Source organism: Stenotrophomonas sp. YJH_SMC_10, from assembly GCF_059371555.1.
In genome coordinates this window covers 40,108-58,651 of record NZ_JCAFUS010000010.1, presented here as the reverse complement: position 1 = coordinate 58,651, position 18,544 = coordinate 40,108, and the positions used below count along the sequence as shown (strand labels likewise).

The 18,544-nt window shown below is 68.2% G+C and carries 23 protein-coding genes; 3 read left to right on the top strand and 20 right to left on the bottom strand.

The features are described 5' to 3' along the window. Window positions 1–135 precede the first annotated feature (135 nt). The 11 genes from lexA to rlmE form a co-directional block, all read right to left on the bottom strand. On the bottom strand, window positions 136–771 hold the full coding sequence (lexA, locus tag AC5P9C_RS13815; protein ID WP_046429914.1) for a transcriptional repressor LexA: 636 nt from the start codon (window positions 769–771) through the stop codon (window positions 136–138). 155 nt (window positions 772–926) lie between these two features. Further along, the gene (ubiB, locus tag AC5P9C_RS13810) at window positions 927–2,609 is read right to left on the bottom strand and encodes a 2-polyprenylphenol 6-hydroxylase (RefSeq protein WP_343543472.1); all 1,683 of its coding nucleotides are present in this window, start codon (window positions 2,607–2,609) and stop codon (window positions 927–929) included. 34 nt (window positions 2,610–2,643) lie between these two features. Then, the gene (locus AC5P9C_RS13805) at window positions 2,644–3,138 is read right to left on the bottom strand and encodes a CinA family protein (protein WP_053463576.1); all 495 of its coding nucleotides are present in this window, start codon (window positions 3,136–3,138) and stop codon (window positions 2,644–2,646) included. A 119-nt stretch (window positions 3,139–3,257) separates the two neighbouring features. Then, complete coding sequence (gene hflX, locus AC5P9C_RS13800; protein WP_329852066.1) at window positions 3,258–4,568, bottom strand: ribosome rescue GTPase HflX; 1,311 nt, start codon at window positions 4,566–4,568, stop codon at window positions 3,258–3,260. 14 nt (window positions 4,569–4,582) lie between these two features. Next, entirely contained in the window at window positions 4,583–4,858 is a 276-nt protein-coding gene (gene hfq / locus AC5P9C_RS13795; protein WP_004152891.1) for an RNA chaperone Hfq, read from the bottom strand. Between the two features lie 96 nt (window positions 4,859–4,954). Next, the gene (miaA, locus tag AC5P9C_RS13790; RefSeq protein WP_074725911.1) at window positions 4,955–5,908 is read right to left on the bottom strand and encodes a tRNA (adenosine(37)-N6)-dimethylallyltransferase MiaA; all 954 of its coding nucleotides are present in this window, start codon (window positions 5,906–5,908) and stop codon (window positions 4,955–4,957) included. Then, the gene (gene folP / locus AC5P9C_RS13785) at window positions 5,908–6,804 is read right to left on the bottom strand and encodes a dihydropteroate synthase (protein ID WP_312558546.1); all 897 of its coding nucleotides are present in this window, start codon (window positions 6,802–6,804) and stop codon (window positions 5,908–5,910) included. Before folP ends, miaA begins: the two co-directional genes overlap by 1 nt. A gap of 192 nt (window positions 6,805–6,996) precedes the next feature. Then, entirely contained in the window at window positions 6,997–7,500 is a 504-nt protein-coding gene (locus AC5P9C_RS13780; RefSeq protein ID WP_053091676.1) for a hypothetical protein, read from the bottom strand. 194 nt (window positions 7,501–7,694) lie between these two features. Next, window positions 7,695–7,880, bottom strand: a complete 186-nt coding sequence (locus tag AC5P9C_RS13775; protein WP_197639215.1) for a hypothetical protein — start codon at window positions 7,878–7,880, stop codon at window positions 7,695–7,697. Between the two features lie 99 nt (window positions 7,881–7,979). Further along, entirely contained in the window at window positions 7,980–9,914 is a 1,935-nt protein-coding gene (gene ftsH, locus AC5P9C_RS13770) for an ATP-dependent zinc metalloprotease FtsH (protein ID WP_049469014.1), read from the bottom strand. Between the two features lie 69 nt (window positions 9,915–9,983). Further along, window positions 9,984–10,616 (bottom strand): 23S rRNA (uridine(2552)-2'-O)-methyltransferase RlmE, encoded by a 633-nt coding sequence (gene rlmE, locus AC5P9C_RS13765; protein ID WP_312558548.1) that lies wholly within the window; start codon window positions 10,614–10,616, stop codon window positions 9,984–9,986. A gap of 65 nt (window positions 10,617–10,681) precedes the next feature. Between rlmE and yhbY the strand changes: the two genes are divergently transcribed. Both yhbY and AC5P9C_RS13755 read left to right on the top strand, forming a co-directional pair. Then, window positions 10,682–10,987, top strand: coding sequence for a ribosome assembly RNA-binding protein YhbY (yhbY, locus tag AC5P9C_RS13760; protein WP_049469012.1), 306 nt, complete (start codon window positions 10,682–10,684; stop codon window positions 10,985–10,987). Window positions 10,988–11,000: 13 nt separating this feature from the next. After that, on the top strand, window positions 11,001–11,375 hold the full coding sequence (locus AC5P9C_RS13755) for an Mth938-like domain-containing protein (RefSeq protein ID WP_014646710.1): 375 nt from the start codon (window positions 11,001–11,003) through the stop codon (window positions 11,373–11,375). Between the two features lie 27 nt (window positions 11,376–11,402). Here AC5P9C_RS13755 and AC5P9C_RS13750 read toward each other — a convergent pair whose 3' ends face one another. The 5 genes from AC5P9C_RS13750 to surE all read right to left on the bottom strand — a co-directional run bounded on the left by AC5P9C_RS13750 (window position 11,403) and on the right by surE (window position 15,059). Continuing rightward, window positions 11,403–11,891 (bottom strand): YqhG/Tai3 family protein, encoded by a 489-nt coding sequence (locus AC5P9C_RS13750; RefSeq protein ID WP_343541306.1) that lies wholly within the window; start codon window positions 11,889–11,891, stop codon window positions 11,403–11,405. A gap of 299 nt (window positions 11,892–12,190) precedes the next feature. After that, window positions 12,191–12,976 carry a peptidoglycan DD-metalloendopeptidase family protein gene (locus AC5P9C_RS13745; protein WP_049464679.1) on the bottom strand — a complete coding sequence of 262 codons (786 nt, stop codon included), beginning with the start codon at window positions 12,974–12,976 and terminating at the stop codon, window positions 12,191–12,193. After that, window positions 12,973–13,587 (bottom strand): YqaA family protein, encoded by a 615-nt coding sequence (locus AC5P9C_RS13740; RefSeq protein ID WP_014036746.1) that lies wholly within the window; start codon window positions 13,585–13,587, stop codon window positions 12,973–12,975. The genes AC5P9C_RS13745 and AC5P9C_RS13740 overlap by 4 nt, the downstream gene beginning before the upstream one ends. 18 nt (window positions 13,588–13,605) lie before the next feature. Next, window positions 13,606–14,283: a protein-L-isoaspartate(D-aspartate) O-methyltransferase gene (locus tag AC5P9C_RS13735; RefSeq protein WP_049464681.1), complete on the bottom strand. Its 678-nt coding sequence runs from the start codon at window positions 14,281–14,283 to the stop codon at window positions 13,606–13,608. After that, the gene (surE, locus tag AC5P9C_RS13730) at window positions 14,280–15,059 is read right to left on the bottom strand and encodes a 5'/3'-nucleotidase SurE (RefSeq protein WP_049464682.1); all 780 of its coding nucleotides are present in this window, start codon (window positions 15,057–15,059) and stop codon (window positions 14,280–14,282) included. Before surE ends, AC5P9C_RS13735 begins: the two co-directional genes overlap by 4 nt. Before the next feature lie 209 nt (window positions 15,060–15,268). Between surE and AC5P9C_RS13725 the strand changes: the two genes are divergently transcribed. After that, window positions 15,269–15,808 carry a Smr/MutS family protein gene (locus AC5P9C_RS13725; protein WP_049464684.1) on the top strand — a complete coding sequence of 180 codons (540 nt, stop codon included), beginning with the start codon at window positions 15,269–15,271 and terminating at the stop codon, window positions 15,806–15,808. Between the two features lie 123 nt (window positions 15,809–15,931). Here AC5P9C_RS13725 and truD read toward each other — a convergent pair whose 3' ends face one another. From truD to ftsB, 4 genes are read right to left on the bottom strand one after another with little or no spacing between them, the layout of a single operon-like run. After that, the gene (gene truD / locus AC5P9C_RS13720) at window positions 15,932–16,963 is read right to left on the bottom strand and encodes a tRNA pseudouridine(13) synthase TruD (RefSeq protein WP_343541293.1); all 1,032 of its coding nucleotides are present in this window, start codon (window positions 16,961–16,963) and stop codon (window positions 15,932–15,934) included. After that, on the bottom strand, window positions 16,960–17,457 hold the full coding sequence (gene ispF, locus AC5P9C_RS13715) for a 2-C-methyl-D-erythritol 2,4-cyclodiphosphate synthase (RefSeq protein WP_049464687.1): 498 nt from the start codon (window positions 17,455–17,457) through the stop codon (window positions 16,960–16,962). Before ispF ends, truD begins: the two co-directional genes overlap by 4 nt. 34 nt (window positions 17,458–17,491) lie before the next feature. Continuing rightward, a complete protein-coding gene (gene ispD / locus AC5P9C_RS13710) occupies window positions 17,492–18,190 on the bottom strand; it encodes a 2-C-methyl-D-erythritol 4-phosphate cytidylyltransferase (RefSeq protein WP_074725914.1) in 699 nt (232 codons plus the stop codon). Continuing rightward, complete coding sequence (ftsB, locus tag AC5P9C_RS13705) at window positions 18,187–18,540, bottom strand: cell division protein FtsB (protein WP_343541289.1); 354 nt, start codon at window positions 18,538–18,540, stop codon at window positions 18,187–18,189. Before ftsB ends, ispD begins: the two co-directional genes overlap by 4 nt. Window positions 18,541–18,544 lie beyond the last annotated feature (4 nt).

Sequence of the window (18,544 nt, the reverse complement as noted above, 5' to 3'; positions counted from 1 at the left end):
CACTTTAAGTCGGACGTATCGCACAGGCTGAGATTCTGCCCGGCGCTCTGAAAAGAATTATCGGACATCCGTACCAACCTCAGTGGAACCAGAGAATCGCCACAAAAGACCGCGGGTAATGCGCTATGGAACAGGTCAACGGTTGGGCCGAAGCAGGCCGCAATAGAGGCCCTCGATTGCGAAGTCCTGGTCGGGCAGCACCTCGATCGGCTTGTAGTCGGGGTTGCGCGGCAGCAGGCGGATGCGGTCCTTGGCGATCTTCAGCAGCTTGACGGTGATCTCGTCATCGATGCGGGCCACCACGATCTGCCCGGAATGGGCGTCGCGGGTGCGGTGCACGCCGATCAGGTCGCCGTCGAAGATGCCCTCGTCGATCATCGAATCGCCCTGCACCTTCAGCAGGTAGTCCGGCGCCGGCGAGAAGAACACCCGGTCCAGCACCACGAAATCGTCCGAACCGATATCCGCGCCGATCGGCAGGCCGGCCGCGACCCGGCCCAGCACCGGCAGGCGCAGCACACTGTCAGGCAGGCCCGGCTCGGCCAGCGTCTCCACCGGCGGTGCCTGCACCAGGCGGATGCCGCGGGCCTGGCCGGGGATGCGACGGATCGCACCGGCCTGCTCCAGGGCTTCCAGGTGGTACTGGGCCGCGCGCACGCCCTTGAAGCCGAACGCACGTGCGATTTCAGTCTGCGACGGCGGTGCGCCATCGCTCTCGATACGCTCGGCGATCAACTGCAGGATCGCCTGCTGGGTGTCGGTCAGGTCCATGGTTAGTAGTATTACTACTAACGTTCGGATCTGCAAGTGCCGGGGCATGCTCGGCGAGCGCGCGAACACCTGGCCGGGCGGCAAAAGCAAAAGCAAAGGCAGCCGGCCAGCGGTCGGCTCTACGGGAATCGCTGCGCGATTCCGCGGCAAGCACGCTAGGCGTGCTTGCCGCTTCTCCAGATCGAGAACAGGATCCATACGCCGCAGAAGCCGGCGCCGATGAATCCGCATACGCCCAGCGCCAGCAGCCAGCGGCTGGAAACCCCGCCGACGCTGTGCATCACGATCGACGAGCCGATGATCAGCGCGGCCGTGATCACGCCCACCACCAGCCGGTTCGCGGCTCGGTTCACCTGCTCGCCGAAGCCCTGCAGCGCGGTGGTCTCCACCTTCAGCTGGAGGCGACCACGGCGCGCCGCCTGGACCAGCTTGCGCAGGTCACGCGGCAGTTCACCGGCGAAGTCGACCAGTCCCAACAGGCTGCGGCGGCCGCGCTTGAGCAGCGCCCTGGGGGCATAACGCTGCAGCACGACCCGCTCCAGGAACGGACGCGCGGCGCTGGCCATGTCGAAATCCGGATCCAGCTGCCGGCCCATGCCTTCCAGGGTCAGGAAGGCCTTGATCATCAGGGCCAGGTCCGCCGGCAGGGTCAGGCTGTAGCTGCGCAGCAACTGGGTGATGTCGCCCAGCATCAGGCCGATGCGCAGGTCCTTCAGCGGCACGCCCCGGTACTGGTCGACGAACTGGCTGATGTCATGCTGCAGGCGGTTCTCGTCCACTTCCACGCCGCCGGCCCAGTCCAGCAGTACGTCCGCCACGCCCTGCGGGTCCTGCTCGACCAGACCGTGCAGCAGTTGCGCGACCTGGAAGCGGCGCACTTCGGACAGCGCGCCGACCATGCCGAAGTCGATCACGCCGATGCGGCCGTCCCGCAGGTAGATGATGTTGCCGGGGTGCGGATCGGCGTGGAAGCTGCCGTCCTCCAGCACCATCTTCAGCACGATGCCGGCGCCACGCCGGGCCAGTTCGCGCCGATCCAGGCCCGCCGCATCGACGCCGGCCAGATCGCGGCCGGGAATGCCCTCGACGAAGTCCTGCACGTTCAGGCTCTCGCAGGTCCACTGCCAGTGCACCTTCGGAATCAGTATGTCGTCACGGCCGTTGAAGTTGCGCGCGATGCGTTCGGCATTGCGGCATTCAGCAGCGAAATCCAGCTCGCGGCGCAGCGATACGGTGAACTGCTGCACGACCTCGGCCGGGCGATAGCGACGCAGGTCCGGCAACCGGGCCTCGACGATCTCGGCCAGCCGCGCCAGCAGCCGCAGGTCGGCCTCGACCACGTCGCGGATGCCGGGACGCCGCACCTTCAGCACCACCTCACGACCATCATGCAGCCGGGCGCGATGGGCCTGCGCCAGCGAGGCGGCGGCCATCGGGGTTTCATCAAGGACGGCGAATACCTCCGCCGGCGACGCGCCCAGGTCGGCTTCGAGCTGCCCGCGGATCTCGGCGTACGGCAGGGCCGGCACCGCGTTCTGCAGTTCGGACAGCTCGGCAATCCACTCCGGCGGCAACAGGTCGACGCGCGTTGCCAGCACCTGGCCAAGCTTGACGAAGGTCGGGCCAAGATCCTGCATCGCGCTGCGCACGCGCACGGGTGCGGTCATCCGCAGCAGTTCCTGGCGGTCCTCGTTCCAGTGCAGCAGGCGCCCTGCCCGCTCCAGCGTGGTGGCCAGGCCGATGCGCCGCACCACGTCGCCGAAGCCGTAGCGGATCAGGACAACGGCGATTTCCTGCAGTCGGCCCAGGTCACGGACCGTGCCCAGCGTTTCCCACATCATGCGTGCTCCGGACGGTTACCGGGGCAGCATGTCACAGCTGGGCGTCGATACCGCGCAATGCCGCCGCTACGGTTTGCCGGCGGACGGCTTCGCGGTCGCCGTCGAACTGGAACAACTCGGCGCGGGCGTAGCCGCCCCGGCGCTTCCAGCCGATCCAGACGCTGCCGACCGGCTTGTCCGGGCTGCCACCGCCAGGGCCGGCGATGCCGGTCACCGCGACGGCGATGCCGGCGCCGGAGTTGACCAGTGCGCCGGACACCATCTCCAGCACGGCTTCGCGACTGACCGCGCCGAACTGCTCCAGCGTCTGCGCGCGCACGCCCAGCAGGCGCTGCTTGGCCTCGTAGCTGTAGACCACCATGCCGCAGTCGAAGAACGCCGAAGAACCGGCGATGTCGGTCATGCACTTGGCGATCCAGCCGCCACTGCAGCTCTCGGCGGTCACCAGCTGCAGCGAAGCCTGCTGCAGGCGCTGCCCGAGCGCGGCGGACTGGGCATTGAGATCGGCGTCGGTGGGGATGGACATCGGCATGACGGTGGGGCGAAGAACCCCCTTGTACCGCAGATGACAGGCGGATGTCGCGCCCCTCCGGCACGGCTGCGTTGCCGGCCAGCGGCCGGCACTCCCCGGCATCGGCCGCTACCTCACCACTCCGGCAGTTTTTCCGGCAGCAGCGCCCGGATCGGGCCGCCATCGGCACTGGCGGCCAGCTTTTCGGCTTCGGCGACCGGCAGGTCAACCTGCAGCAGCCAGCCGTCCTCGTCGGCCTGCTCGCTGCGGATCACTTCCAGCTGATGCAGACGCGCACGCAGGCGGCCGGCATCCGGCGGCAGGCGTAGTTCGCCGGTGACATGCTGCAGGCCCAGCCGCTTGCCCAGCACCGCCTGCAGCAGCTCCAGGCCCTGCCCGTCACGCGCGGAGATCCACACCCGTTCACGGCGCGACTCGTCCGGAATTCCGTCCTGGCCATCGTGACGGACATCGGCACCTTCGATGCGGTCGATCTTGTTGAACACCAGCAGCTGCGGCAGATCGCCGGCACCGACCGCGGTCAGCACCTCGTCCACCTGGGCGATGCGCTCCTCGCGGTGCGGATCGGCGGCGTCGACCACGTGCAGCAGGAAATCGGCCTCGCGTGCCTCGGACAGCGTCGAGCGGAACGCGGCGACCAGATCATGCGGCAGATCGCGGACGAAGCCGACGGTATCGGCCAGCACTACGCTGCCGCCCGGCACCGCGATGCGGCGCACGGTCGGATCCAGCGTGGCGAAGAGCTGATCGGCCGCATAGGCCTCGGCGCCGGTCATGGCGTTGAACAGGGTCGACTTGCCGGCGTTGGTGTAGCCCACCAGGGCCACGCGCGGCAGCTCGCTGCGCACACGCGCACGGCGCATCTGGGTGCGCTGCACTTCCACCTTTTCCAGGCGCTTCTGCAGCTGCTCGACCCGCTTCTGCAGCAGGCGGCGGTCGGTTTCCAGCTGGGTTTCACCCGGGCCGCGCAGGCCGATCGAACCGCCGCGCTGGCGCTCCAGGTGGGTCCAGCCGCGCACCAGCCGCGTGGCCAGGTGGCGCAGCTGCGCCAGCTCGACCTGCAGCTTGCCTTCGTGGCTGTGCGCACGCTGGGCGAAAATGTCCAGGATCAGGCCGGTACGGTCGATCACCCGGCGCTCGAGGAAGCGCTCAAGGTTGCGCTCCTGGCCCGGGCTCAACGCGTGGTTGACCAGGATCAGGTCGGCACCGCTGGCATCGGCCGCGGCCTTGATCTCGTCCAGCTTGCCGCTGCCGATCAGGGTAGACGGATTCGGACGGTCCAGGCGCGCAGTGATCGTCGCGGCGATGCTGGCCCCAGCGGAGCGGGCCAGATCACCGAATTCTTCCAGCACATCGTCTTCCAGCTTGCCGAAATGGGGCTGGATCAACAGGGCGTGCTCGCCCTTTTTCGAGCGGTCAAACATTCACCGCTCCGGTATTACTCGTCTGCTTCATCACCTGCCTGACCACCTTCACCGGACTGCACGTAACCACCACCCGGGCCGACCTTCACATTGCGTGCCGGGACCACCGTGGAAATGGCGTGCTTGTAGACCATCTGACTGACCGTGTTGCGCAGCAGGACCACGAACTGGTCGAACGACTCGATCGTGCCCTGCAGCTTGATGCCGTTCACCAGGTACACCGAAACCGGCACGCGTTCGCGCCGCAGTGCGTTCAAGAAAGGATCCTGCAGCGATTGCCCCTTGGACATTGCACACTCCTGATTATTGTTCTTATTGGGTTGCCGACGGTTGCCACGGCCCCCGAGCCGCCCGCCGACCGACGATGTTACACGGCTGGCGTCGGTTCAGCGTGCGACGAAGGTCGACACCGCGCCAGCCAGGCGCTCGTGGTCGATATGGGGGTCGAACCAGCGCGCATCAAGCTCCCCGCGCAGCCAGGTCAGCTGGCGCTTGGCCAGCTGGCGGGTGGCGAAGATCGCTTTGTCACGGAAACGGGCGGCATCGCCCTCCCCGTCCAGGTACTCCCACGCCTGGCGATAGCCGACCGCGCGCACGGCCGGCAGGTCCAGCGGCGCCTCCATTGCGGCCATTTCCGGCATGGCGCGCAACGCCCGCACCTCGTCGAGAAAGCCCTGCGCCAGCATGGCGTCGAAGCGCGCCTCGATGCGCTGGTGCAGCACCGCGCGGTCACGCGGGGCCAGGATCAGCTTGAGGGTGCGCACCGGCAGCGGCGCCACGCCAGGCCGGCGCTGCCATTCAGTGATGGGGACGCCGGTCAGGCGAAAGACCTCCAGCGCGCGCTGGATGCGTTGCGGGTCGGTGGCATGGATGCGCGCGGCCGCGGCGGGATCGACCCTGGCCAGCTCTGCATGCAGTGCCGCCCAGCCGCGCTCGGCGGCTTCGGCGGCCAGCACCGCTCGCACCCCCGGATCGGCCTCCGGCATCGGTGACAGGCCCTGCAGCAGTGCACGGAAGTACAGCCCGGTGCCACCGGCCAGGATCGGCAGCTTGCCGCGCGCCACGATGTCGGCCACGGCCCGGCCGGCATCGGCGGCGAATTCGGCCGCCGAATACGCCTGCCAGGGATCGCGCACGTCCAGCAGATGGTGCGGCGCCTGCGCGCGCTCGGCCGCATCGGGCTTGGCCGAGCCGATGTCCAGGTGGCGGTACACCAGCGCCGAATCGACGCTCACGATCTCGCCATCCAGCTGCTGCGCCAGGGCGATCGCCGTGGCGGTCTTGCCGCTGGCGGTGGGGCCCATGACGGCGATCGCCAACGGACGCCGGTCGATGGCCATCAGTCTTCGTCCGGCCAGCGGATCGTCGGCGCGGCATCGGCACGCGGCGTCGGCACGGCCTCGACCGCCTGCCAGATCTTCAGCGCGTCGACGGTGGCCGCCACGTCATGCACGCGCACGATGCGCGCGCCGCGCTGGACCGCGATCAGGTGCGCGGCCACCGACGCCGCCACCCGCTCGGAGGGCGTGTCGCGGCCAGTGAGTTCGCCCAGGCTGCGCTTGCGCGACAGGCCGGCCAGCACCGGTACGCCCAGTTCCAGGAAGCGCTCCGAGCGCGCCAGCAGGGTCATGTTGTGGGCGGTGGTCTTGCCGAAGCCGAAACCGAGGTCGATCAGCAGGTTCTTCTTCGCGATGCCAGCCATTTCCGCGGCGAACAGGCGCTGCACCAGGAAACCGTGCACCTCGGCGACCACGTCGTGGTACTGCGGATCGGCCTGCATGCGGCCCGGCTCGCCCTGCATGTGCATCAACACCACCGGCACACCGGCTTCGGCGGCCGCCTCCAGCGCGCCGTCCTGGCGCAGGGCGAAGATGTCGTTGATCATGCCGGCGCCAGCGGCCACGGCCGCGCGCATCACCTCCGGCTTGAAGGTGTCGATGCTGATCGGCACCCGCGTGCGCGCAGCCAACTGCTCGATCACCGGAATCACCCGACGCAGCTCTTCCTCGATCGAGACCGGCGCGGCGCCCGGGCGGGTGGATTCGCCGCCGATATCAAGCAGGTCCGCCCCCTCCTCGACCAGCTTCAGGCCATGCGCGACCGCAGCCTCGGTGGTGTCGTGCGCGCCACCATCGGAGAACGAATCGGGGGTGACGTTGACGATGCCCATGACCCGGGCACGGTCCAGGCGCAGGATGCGGCCGGCGCAATCGAGCTGGGGCGAGGTATCGAACATGGGCAATCCTGCTGGGGCAACGAGGCGTAGTTTAAGCCGCGGCCCGGACCCTCGCATGCGCGCCGTTGTTCCCGCACCCGCATTGCCGCTTGGCCGCAGGCGCTGCGGCACGCCCGTCCGGGCAATGACACACGGTGGGGATGTCCGCGCCACCGAAGCGGGCACGGACATCCGAGGGTAACGACAGCGCCCTCAGAAATCGCCGAGGCGCGCGTTGTCCGTCGGCGCCGCCAACCAGCCCGCAAGGTCTTCGCCAATGGCGCTGACGGTGCGATCGAGCACGGCACAGGACCCCTTGAAACCGCCGAACGCCCCGCCGCGGGACACGCGGCGTGCGGTCACCGTCGCGACCTGGTGGCCATCCTCGAACAGCACGCCACGCACGGCGGCGGACTTGAAGTGGCCGACGAAGGCGTTGCCTGCGCTCTGCGCTTCAACCAGCTCAAGCTTCAGTGAACGTCCGTTGCCGCTCTCGGCACCCACCGGGCCGGGCACGACGGTATTGCCGTGACGGGTGGCATGGGTGGACAGCGACTGCGCCAGCGTGGTGCCGATGCTGCACTCGTTCCTGATGGCGTCGGCGATGATCGCCGAGTCCGCGAAAGGAACCGGCTGTGCGGTGCGGATGTCTGCGGCAGCGGCGGGTACGGCGATGGTTGCCAGCCCTGCGAGGGCCAGCGGAAGCAGCAGTTTCATGGTGTTCCCCTGTAATCCCGGCCTCCCCCTATGGCGGCCGTGGCCGCGCATCGTGACGCGCGAACGGGCTGTCGTGCAAGGCCCAACCCGTGCAGGGGGCGGTCGTGTTGCGCGGTGGAGATCATGCGCACGCGGCGGGAATCACCGCCCACCGCGCAACGGTGCTGACGGGAACGCGCCCTGCCGCGGCGCCGTCAACGCCGCCGGCGCCGGCGATCCACGTACAGGGTCCTGGCGATGCTCAGCACGACGCCGACGGCGATGCCCACCACGCAGCCCAGCAGCAGGTTGTCGGCGCCCAGCCCTACGCCCACGCCGACCACGGTGGCAATGATCATTTCGGCGGTGTGGGAAATCGGTTCGGGCTTCGCGGCGGACATGCAGGCTCCAGCATCAGTTCGGTTCGGGAGGGGCCGAAGGCCCCGAAACGACAAGGCCGGGTTGCCCCGGCCTCGTCTGGTGTTACGTGCAGCGGGCCGTCAATGCGATTCGGCCGGGCCTGCGATCGGCGGCAGCGGGCGGGCGTCGCCGCCCTTGTCGTTGCCACCATCCTTGTTCGACTTGCTCCAGCCCGCCGGCGGCGGCGGATCGCGGCCTTCCATGATGGCGTCGATCTGCGGTGCGTCGATGGTCTCGTACTGCAGCAGCAGCTGCGACATCGCATGCAGCTTGTCGATGTTCTCGGTCAGCAGCTGGGTGGTGCGGGCATAGGCCTTGTCGAGGATGTTGCGCACTTCCTCGTCGATCCGGCGCGCCGTGTCGTTGGACACGCTCTTGTGCTGGGTGACCGAACGGCCCAGGAACACCTCGTCATCCTCTTCGCCATAGGCGATCGGGCCGAGCTGCTCCGACAGGCCCCACTTGGTGACCATGTTGCGGGCCATCTTGGTGGCGCGCTCGATGTCGTTGGAGGCACCGGTAGTGACCTTGTCCTCGCCGAAGATCAGCTCTTCGGCGACACGGCCGCCGTACAGGGAGCACAGCTGCGACTGGATCGCCACGCGGTTCATCGAGTACTTGTCGCCTTCCGGCAGGTACATCGTCACGCCCAGCGCACGGCCGCGCGGAATGATGGTGACCTTGTAGACCGGATCGTGCTCGGGCACCAGGCGGCCGACGATGGCGTGACCCGCTTCGTGGTACGCGGTCAGGGTCTTCTCGTCCTCGCTCATGGCCATCGAGCGGCGCTCGGCACCCATCAGGATCTTGTCGCGGGCACGGTCGAAGTGGTCCATGCGGACTTCCTTCTCGTTGCCGCGCGCGGCGAACAGGGCCGCCTCGTTGCAGAGGTTGGCCAGGTCGGCGCCGGAGAAGCCCGGAGTACCCCGCGCGATCACCATCGGCTCGACGTCGTCGGCCAGCGGCAGCTTGCGCATGTGGACCTTCAGGATGTGCTCGCGGCCCTTCACGTCCGGCAGGCCGACCACGACCTGGCGGTCGAAACGGCCCGGGCGCAGCAGCGCCGGGTCCAGCACGTCCGGACGGTTGGTCGCGGCAATCACGATCACGCCTTCACCGCCCTCGAAACCGTCCATTTCGACCAGCAGCTGGTTCAGGGTCTGCTCGCGCTCGTCATGGCCACCGCCCAGGCCGGCGCCACGATGGCGACCGACGGCGTCGATTTCGTCGATGAAGATGATGCACGGGGCATGCTTCTTGGCCTGCTCGAACATGTCGCGCACGCGGCTGGCGCCGACGCCGACGAACATTTCCACGAAGTCCGAACCGGAGATCGAGAAGAACGGCACCTTGGCTTCGCCGGCAATGGCCTTGGCCAGCAGCGTCTTGCCGGTACCCGGCGGGCCGACCATCAGCACGCCGCGCGGAATCTTGCCGCCCAGCTTGGTGAACTTCGACGGGTCGCGCAGGAAGTCGACCAGCTCGCCCACTTCTTCCTTGGCCTCGTCGCAGCCGGCGACGTCGGCGAAGGTGACCTTGATCTGGTCCTCGCCCTGCAGCTTGGCGCGCGACTTGCCGAAGGACATCGCGCCCTTGGCACCGCCACCGCCGCCCTGCATCTGGCGCATGATGAACAACCAGAAGCCGATGATCAGGATGACCGGCAGGAAATTCATCAGGATCGCGCCGAGGGAAATGCCGCTGGACGGCTCCTCCTGCACGATTTCCACGTTCTTGGTACGCAGCACGTTGATCAGGTCCCGATCGAACGGCGCGGTGATGGTGGACGACTGCCCACCGCGGGTGGTGTAGGTCAGCTGGCTGGTGCCGCCGCGCATGTCGCCGCCGAAGGCGACCTTCTGCACGTTGCCACTGTCCACCTGGTCCAGGAACTGCGAGTAGGACGCACCCTGCGCGCCCGCCCCCGAGGTCTTGGGCGAGAAGCTCTGGAAGACCACCATCAGCACGACGGCGACGACCACCCATAGCAGGAGGTTCTTGGTCAAGTCGTTCATCCTCATTGGCTCCGGTGTTCCTCTCAGTGCTGGCGTTGCGTGGGGGTCGAACTTGCGTACAGTGCGAGCTTACTTCATGTGGGCGCGTTTTCCCTGACCCAAGGCATACACCTCGGGGGAGCGCTTGCGCGAGGCTTCCGGCTTGCGGATGGAGACCTTTTCGTACCGGCGGCGCATGTCGCGCACGTAGTCGTCAAAGCCCTCACCCTGGAACAGCTTGATCAGGAATGCCCCACCGGTCTTGAGGTGGTTGTCGGCAAAATCCAGGGCCAGCTCCGCCAGGTGCATCATCCGCGGCTGGTCGACCGCGCCCACACCACTCTTATTGGGGGCCATGTCCGACAGCACAAGGTCTACCGGCTGGTCCCCGAGCATGGCTTCAAACTGTGATAGGACGGCTTCTTCCCTGAAGTCACCATGAAGGAACTCCACGCCGGCCAGCGGCGGCATGTCCAGGATGTCCAGCGCCAGCACGCGACCGGTGTCGCCGATCTGTCTCCGAACCTGCTGAGACCAGCCGCCGGGGGCCGCGCCAAGGTCGACCACCACCATGTGCGGCTTCAGCAGGCGGTCACGTTCGAGCAGCTCCTCGAGCTTGTAGGCGGCGCGCGAGCGCATGCCCTCGGCCTGCGCCTTCTTCACGAAGGGGTCGGAGAAGTGTTCCTTGAGCCAGCGCTGGCTGCTTTTGCTGCGGGTAGCCATTGAAAATAGGGGCTGATGGGGTCCTCATGATACCCTGATCGCCCCATTCAACCGTGTTTTCCTGCATGTCCATCGCCCTGACCGCCTCCCAGACCCGTTTCCTGCGCGGCCAAGCCCACGACCTGAAGGCCCTGCTGCAGACCGGCGGCAAGGGTGTGACCCCGGCCTTCATCGCGGAGCTGAACGAAGTGCTGGAGCGCCACGAACTGGTCAAGGTGAAGGTCGCCGCAGAGGATCGCGACGCCCGTGACGCGATGATCGGCGAGATCGTCGAAGCCACCGGGAGCGCACTGGTGCAGCGCATCGGCCACGTCGCGGTGCTGTACCGCCCGAGCAAGGAACAGCGTCAGATCGTGCTGCCGCGCGGCTGATCGTCCCACCGTCATGCAGCTGAACCACGAACCGCCGGATTACGCCTACAGCCTGCGCGCCGCCGATGGCCGCTCGGCCAAGGTGAATGACCAGGTGCTGGGCGGCAGTTTCTTCCTCACCCCGGACCAACTGGTCACGCACTGGCCGGTGGCAAGTGCCGCCGCGCTGCAGCTGGCGGACCTGGAGCCGATCCTGGCGCTGAACCCGGCGCTGATCGTGCTGGGCACGGGTGACCGTCAGGTGTTCCCGCCTGCGGTGGTGATGGCCGCCTGCCTGTCGCGTGGCATCGGCCTGGAGGTGATGAACAATCCGGCCGCCGCGCGCACCTTCAACATCCTGGCCGGCGAAGGCCGCAAGGTCGCCGCCGCCTTCATCCTGGAAGGCTGAATTCGAGGCGCCGGGTGCCGCCCGGCGCTAGCTGCGCGAAGGCGTGCAGCGGAACGCGGAGAACGCCTGCAGCCGACCGATCAGGTTGCCGCCCTGCCCCCAGCGGATCTCCATGACCTGCCAGTCCTGGCCCTGCCGCTGCAGCAGGACCCGGTCGGTCCAGCGATAGTCACCCACCGCCAGATCGACCGGGACCCACGTGGCGTTGCCGGTGGATCCGGGCATTCCCACGCTCACCGTCTGCGGTCGATCCGGCGCCATCAGGTAGGGACTCTGGTCGAGCATGTGCGGCTTCTCGTCAGGCGCAGCCAGTGTGGTACATGCCCGCTCGTAAGCGCGCTGCGCCTCGACCGCTGAGCGCAGGGCATCGCCCAGCAGCGGCGCAATGGCCGCGTCGTCCGACGCTGGCGCCTGGACGACAGCGTACAGGCGGATAACCACCTCGCGCGGATCGGTGCTGGCGGCGGACAGCGGCGCGACGATGAACAGCGGCAGGAAGACGGCGAAGCGGCTCATACGGCACCGGGTTGGCTGGGTGCGCAGCAGCATGCCGCGTTCCGCGCCCATCGGGAAGATTGAGATACGTCTCTCAAACGCGCGCCTCGCCCGGCCCGACGCCACCAGGCGAGGACGCCGGGCGTGGCCCGGCGCTTGCGCATCCGGCGATCAACGCACCGGGAGGTATTGCTGCGGGTCGACCGGCTTGCCGTTGTAGCGGGTGAGCTGACGGCGCTTGCGGCCCATGGGCCGTGCCGTCAGTGAACGCCCGGCGCGCTGCGCCGGGCCGGGGATCCGCCCAGATGGCGAACCCGCGATCAACGCGCCGGGAGGTACTGCTGCGGGTCGACCGGCTTGCCGTTGTAGCGGATCTCGAAGTGGACCATGTCGCGGTTCGCGCCGGTGCGGCCCATCTCGGCGATCTGCTCGCCTGCCTTCACGCTCTGCCCTTCGTTCACCAGGCGCTTGCGGTTGTGGCCATAGGCCGACAGCCACTGGTCGCTGTGCTTGATGATGATCAGCTCACCGTAGCCGACCAGGCCGGCGCCGGAGTACACCACCACACCGTTGGCGGCGGCCTTGACCGGCTGGCCGCTGGTACCGGCGATGTCCACGCCCTGCTTGGTCGCATCGCCGGCAACGTAGCGGCCGACGATGGCGCCATCGGCCGGCCAGCGCCAGGCGATATTGCTCTTCACCGGACCGGCCGGTGCCGGGGTCGGCGCAGTACTGCCAGCGCTGCTGCCACCCGGGCGCGGCGCAGTGACCACCGTGGTCGGCGCACGACCACCGCCCGCACCCGGCGGATACAGGCGGATCACCTGGCCCGGGTAGATGGTCGAAGGATTGTCCAGGCTGTTCCACGCGATCAGGTCGGCCGGCGTGATGTCATGGATGCGGGCCAGCGCATAGATGGTGTCGCCTTTGCGCACCACCACGGTCTGCCCGGGCTTGGGCACCGAGGTCTTCGGCGTGGTCACCGCACCACCGGCACTGCCGCCGCCCGGGCGGACCACGGTGGCGGTGCCGCAGGCGGCCAGGGTGGAAACCAGCAACGCCAGCGCGCCGATGCGCACTCCCTTGCTCAGACGATCAGGACTCATGCGAACTTCGACCTCCATACAAGCCAGGCGATCAGCACCACCACCAGCGCGGTGGCGATCCAGCCCAGCGGTTCAATCCAGCGACGCAATGCCGCTTCGGCACGCGCACCACCGATACGGATCACCGCAGCCAGCACGAACACGCGCTTGCCGCGACCGATCAGCATGCTCAACAGATACTGCGGCATCGGTACGCCGACGATACCCGATGCCCACGTGAAGACCTTCATCGGGATCGGCATGAAGCCGCCCAGCACCAGGAAGGTGAACACCGCCCACGGCGATTCGGCCATCTTCGCCTGCACGGTGGTAATGCCCTGTTCGATCGCAGGCAACATGCCCAGCGCTTCGAACAGTGGCTTGATCGCCTCGAAGGCGTAATGCCCCAGCGCGTAGCCGACCAGTGCGCCGACCATAGAGCCCGCCAGGCTGAGGGTGGCGAACCACCAGCCCCGCTTGGGCTGGGCCACGCACATCGGCGCCAGCATCACCTCCGGCATCACCGGGAAGATGATGGCTTCGAAGAAGCTCAACACCGTCAGGTAGGTCGGCGCGCGTTCGTGCGCCGCCCACTTCATCGCCCGCTCGTACAGCGGCCCGAAAATCTTCATGCAACCCTGCTCCGTGGATTAGTCGAGCATGCCAGACAGCAGCGGCACGAACGTGACCGGCGCCAGCACGCGTTGTTCGATGCTGCCATCGGGTCTGCGGTCCAGCTGCACCAGCGACTGCCCGCCCGGGCCACCGACCGGTGCGACCAGACGCCCGCCTTCGGCCAGCTGCCCGACCAGTTCGTCGACCAGCGCCGGCGCCGCGGCAGTGACCACGATGGCATCGAACGGACCGTGCTCGGCCCAGCCAGCGCGGCCGTCGTCATGCTTGGTGCGGATGTTCATGCCCAACGCACGGAAGCGCTTGCGCGCCTGGCGCAGCAGGTCGCCGATCCGTTCCACGGTGTAGACCTCCAGGCCCAGCGCGCCGAGGATGGCGGCCTGGTAGCCGGAACCGGTGCCGACTTCCAGCACCCGCTTCGGCGCGACCTGGAGGACCGCCTCGGTCATCCGCGCAACCACCCAGGGCTGCGAGATCGTCTGCCCGTGGCCGATCGGCAGCGCGGTGTCCTCATAGGCACGCGACGCCAGCGCTTCATCAATGAACAGATGGCGCGGCACCACGCGGATCGCATTCAAGGTGGACTCGTCGGCGATGCCGGCCTCGCGCAGGCGGTCGACCAGGCGGTCACGCACGCGCTGCGAGGTCATGCCGATACCCACGGCCTCCGGCTGCAGTCGCAGGCGCGGACTCATGCCGGCTGGTCCAGCGCGGCGCTGAGGCCGCCGACCCAGCTGGCCACCTTTTCCAGGGCCTGGTAGCGGGTCAGGTCCACCTGGATCGGCGTGATCGAGATATGGCCGGTGCGCACGGCGTGGAAGTCGGTACCGGGGCCGGAGTCCTGCTCGCGGCCGGCCGGGCCGATCCAGTACACCTCGTTGCCGCGCGGATCCTTCTGCGCGATGCAGCCCTCGGCGCGGTGCCGGTTGCCGAGACGGGTGACCTCGAAGCCCTTGACCTCGCTCCACGGCAGGTCCGGCACGTTGACATTGAGGATGGTGTCGGCCGGCAGCGGATCGGCCTTGAGCCGGGTGACGATCTCCACCGCCGCGCGCGCCGCGGTTTCGTAGTGCTTCGGATCGTGGTTGCGGCTGACCAGCGACACCGCCACGGCGGGCAGTCCAAGGAAGCGACCTTCCATCGCTGCCGAGACGGTGCCGGAATAGATCACGTCGTCGCCGAGATTGGCGACATTGTTGATGCCGGACACGACAATGTCGGGCTCGAACTCAAGCAGGCCGGTCAACGCCAGATGCACGCAGTCGGTGGGTGTACCTGCCACCGAAACGGTGTAATGGTCGATGCGCTTGAGCCGGATCGGCAGGTCCAGGGTCAGCGAATTGCTGGCACCGGAGCGGTCGCGGTCGGGCGCGACCACCGTGACTTCGTGTCCAGCCTCGCGCAGCACCGAGGCAAGCATCCGGATGCCTGCGGCGTCGACGCCATCGTCATTGCTGACCAGGATTCGCATCTTCGATTTAACCGCTTGATTTTCCAAGAATTCGATTCCGTCACCGTGCAGTGTGGGCGGGACCGTCGCGCTCCCCTGCGGAAGCCGTCGACCCTGCAAGGGCATCGTCTATTGTGCCGCATGCGGGCCGCCGGTCCTACCCTGCCGGCGGTCACGACCGACATCGAACCGTCATAGGCAGACCTGCGCCGGCGGTTTACCCTGTGCGCATGTCGCACCCTGAAGACGAAGATCCCGCCGCGCTGTTCCGTGCGGCCATCGGCGCAGTGACGCCGCTGCGCAAGGATGCCGAGCCGGCGCCTGCCGCGCCCCGGCCGAAACCACGCGCGCGGATGGCCGAACGTGACGAGGCCGAGGCAGCCGGCGAGTTCGCCCGGCTGCTGCGCGACAGTACTCCGCTGGAAGCTGGCGACGTGGCCAGCTATCGCCGCGACAACCTGCCGCCGCGCCTGTTCCAGCGCCTCAAGCGCGGCCAGTACTCGGTGCAGGACGAGCTGGACCTGCACGGTGCCACCGCCGCGCAGGCCGAAGCCCTGCTGCGCCAGTTCTTGCTGGAAGCGCATGCCCATGAGTATGGGTGCGTGCGCATCATCCATGGGAAGGGACTGCAGTCCGACGGCGGCGCGCCGGTGCTGAAGAACCTGGTTGACCGCCTGCTGCGGCTGCGCAACGACGTGCTGGCGTTCCATTCGGCGCCGACCGGCCAAGGCGGGACCGGCGCGGTACTGGTGCTGCTGGCACGGCGCTGAAAAAAGGGGTCGCCGTGTGTCCAGGTAGAGTCGACTGTCAGTCGACTGCTCTTCCAGCGGCAAGCGAATACCTCGCGCTGCGCGCGCAAGTCGACTGACAGTCGACTCTACCGCGCGCCCTGCTCAGGCCTGCGAGGCGTCTTCGACGGGGCCGAGTTCGTGCAGTACGGCGGTGGCGTAGCAGCCCGGCGGCAGCGCGAACGAGAGTTCCAGTACATCATTGGTCAGCCACTGATGCTGCAGCAATGCCGGGCGCAGGCGCAGCGCGCGCCGTTCCTGCTTCAACCGCGCCTCTTCCAGGCCGGCCCGCAGCGCCTTCGATTCGTCGTCGTCCAGCGCGGCCAGCTCCAGCGCGCGTGCGGCATCGGCGCTGCGCAGCTCGCCTTCGCCCCACAACGGCGCGCTGGGATGGATGTCGAAACGCGCCAGGCGCTCGGCCAGTACATCGGTGTACGGCTCGGGACCGAACACGCTGCGGCTGCCGTCGAGCATCCACACTTCACCCTGCAGCGGCTGATCCCAGTTGCCCTGCTCCACGCGCGCGGCGAGCACGCGGTTGAACAGCGCCGAACGGGCAGCCGACAGCAACAGCGAACGCTGGTCCTTGCGCATGCGGCGACCACCGAACATCGCCAGTGCCGCTGGCACGTTGCCGCCATCGCGCCCGAAGCGCTGTTCGCCGAACCAGTTCGGCAGGCCGCGTTCGGCAATCTGCTGCAGGCGTTCGCTGATTGCGGCGGCATCACCCCGCACTTCGCGCAGCACCAGCCTGAAGCGGTTGCCGGCCAGTGCGCCGCGCTGCAGCTTGCGGTTGTGCCAGGTCGCGTCGAGCACCTCGATCTCGTCGCTGGCCAAACCGGCCAGGTCCGGTGCGATGCGCTTGGGCAGGTGCACGCTGAAACGCTGGGTGGTGACCGCGTTGCGATCCTTCATGCCGGCATAGCTCACTGCCATCTCCGGCAGGCCCGCCCACGTGGCCAGCCGCTTGGCCACATGCACGGTGTTGGCACCGCGCTTGCGGATGTGCAGCAGCAGGTGCTCGCCTTCGCCGGTGGCCTCGAACGCCGGCAACTCGTCCACCTGGAAATCCTCCGGCGTGGTGCGGATTCGAGCCGACAGCAACGGCGCACCAAATGCCAACGGCAGCGGGATCATGCCGCCACCAGCAACACGACCGCCTGTGCGGCGATGCCTTCGCCACGGCCGGTGAAACCGAGCTTCTCCGACGTGGTGGCCTTGACGCTGACCGCATCCAGCGGCAGCTGCAGCAGGCCGCCGATGCGCTCGCGCATGGCCAGTGCATGCGGGCCGACCTTCGGACGCTCGCAGATCACGGTGATGTCGGTGTTGCCGACGCGCCAGCCCCGCTCGCGCAGCAGGCCGTCGCAGTGGCGCACGAAGTCACTGCTGTCGGCCCCCTTCCAGCGGTCGTCACTCGGCGGGAAGTGCTGGCCGATGTCACCCAGCGCCAGCGCACCGAGCATCGCGTCGCACAGGGCATGCAGGATCACGTCGCCGTCGCTGTGCGCGAGCACGCCGCAGCTGTGCGGCACGTTCACCCCACCGAGCATGATGTGATCGCCCTCACCGAAGGCATGGACGTCGTAGCCCTGGCCGATGCGGACGGGCGGGAACGGTGCGGTGCTCATGGATGCAACCCTTGCAGCAGGGCCGCGCGGGCGGTCAGCCGGCGCGGCGGGAAAGTACGAATTCGAACCGGTCGAGATCGGCCGGAGTGGTGACCTTGAAGTTGTCCTCGCTGCCTTCCACCAGCAGCGGGCGCTGGCCCTGGCGCTCCATGGCCATGGCCTCGTCGGTGACTTCGACACCGGCGGCAGCGGCTTCGGACAGCGCGCGGCTGAGCTGGTGGCGGCGGAACAGCTGCGGCGTCAATGCACGCCACAGGCGCTCGCGCGGCTCGGTGCCATCGATGCCACCGTCGTCGCCGGCGCGCTTGAGGGTGTCGCGCACCGGTGCGGCCAGGATCGCCCCGACCGGGTCGGCACGACCGACTTCAAGCAGGCGGCCAAGGTCGGCCAGCGACAGGTTGGGCCGGGCCGCATCATGGACCAGCACGAACTCATCGGCGCGCACCGAATCCGGCAGCGCCTGCAGCCCGGCCAGCACCGAGGCGGCACGGGTTGCGCCACCGATGCAGGTCCGTACCGGCTTGCCGGCCCACTCATTCCAGCCGGGCCAGTCCGCATCGTCCTGGCCGATCACCACCATTGCCCCGGCCACGGCCGGGTGCGCCAGCAGGGCGTCCAGGGTATGGGCAAGCAGGATCTGCCCGCCCGCCTGCAGGTACTGCTTGGGCAGCGGCGCGCCGAAGCGGGTGCCGCGGCCTGCGGCCGGAACCACCACCCAGATCGCCGCGCTCATGGCACATCCGCCGGGTGTTCGCCCGCCGGCGCGTTGGCCCCTGTAGCAGGCTGCGCCGGAGCGACCGGCGCATCCTCGACCACGCGGTAGAACTTCTCGCCGGGCTTGATCATGCCCAGCTCGCTGCGCGCGCGCTCCTCGATGGCGGACTGGCCTTCCTTGAGGTCCTTCACTTCGGCAGCCAGCGCGTCGTTGCGCTGCTGCAGGCCCTCATTGTCCCGCTCCTGGTTGGCGACCTGGGCTTCGAGCATCATCACTTCGCCCGAATTGCCCGGACCGAACCAGAAGCGGTACTGCAGCCAGCCCAGCAACAGGGCCAGCACCAGCAGCATCCAGCGCCAGTCGCGCATCGGC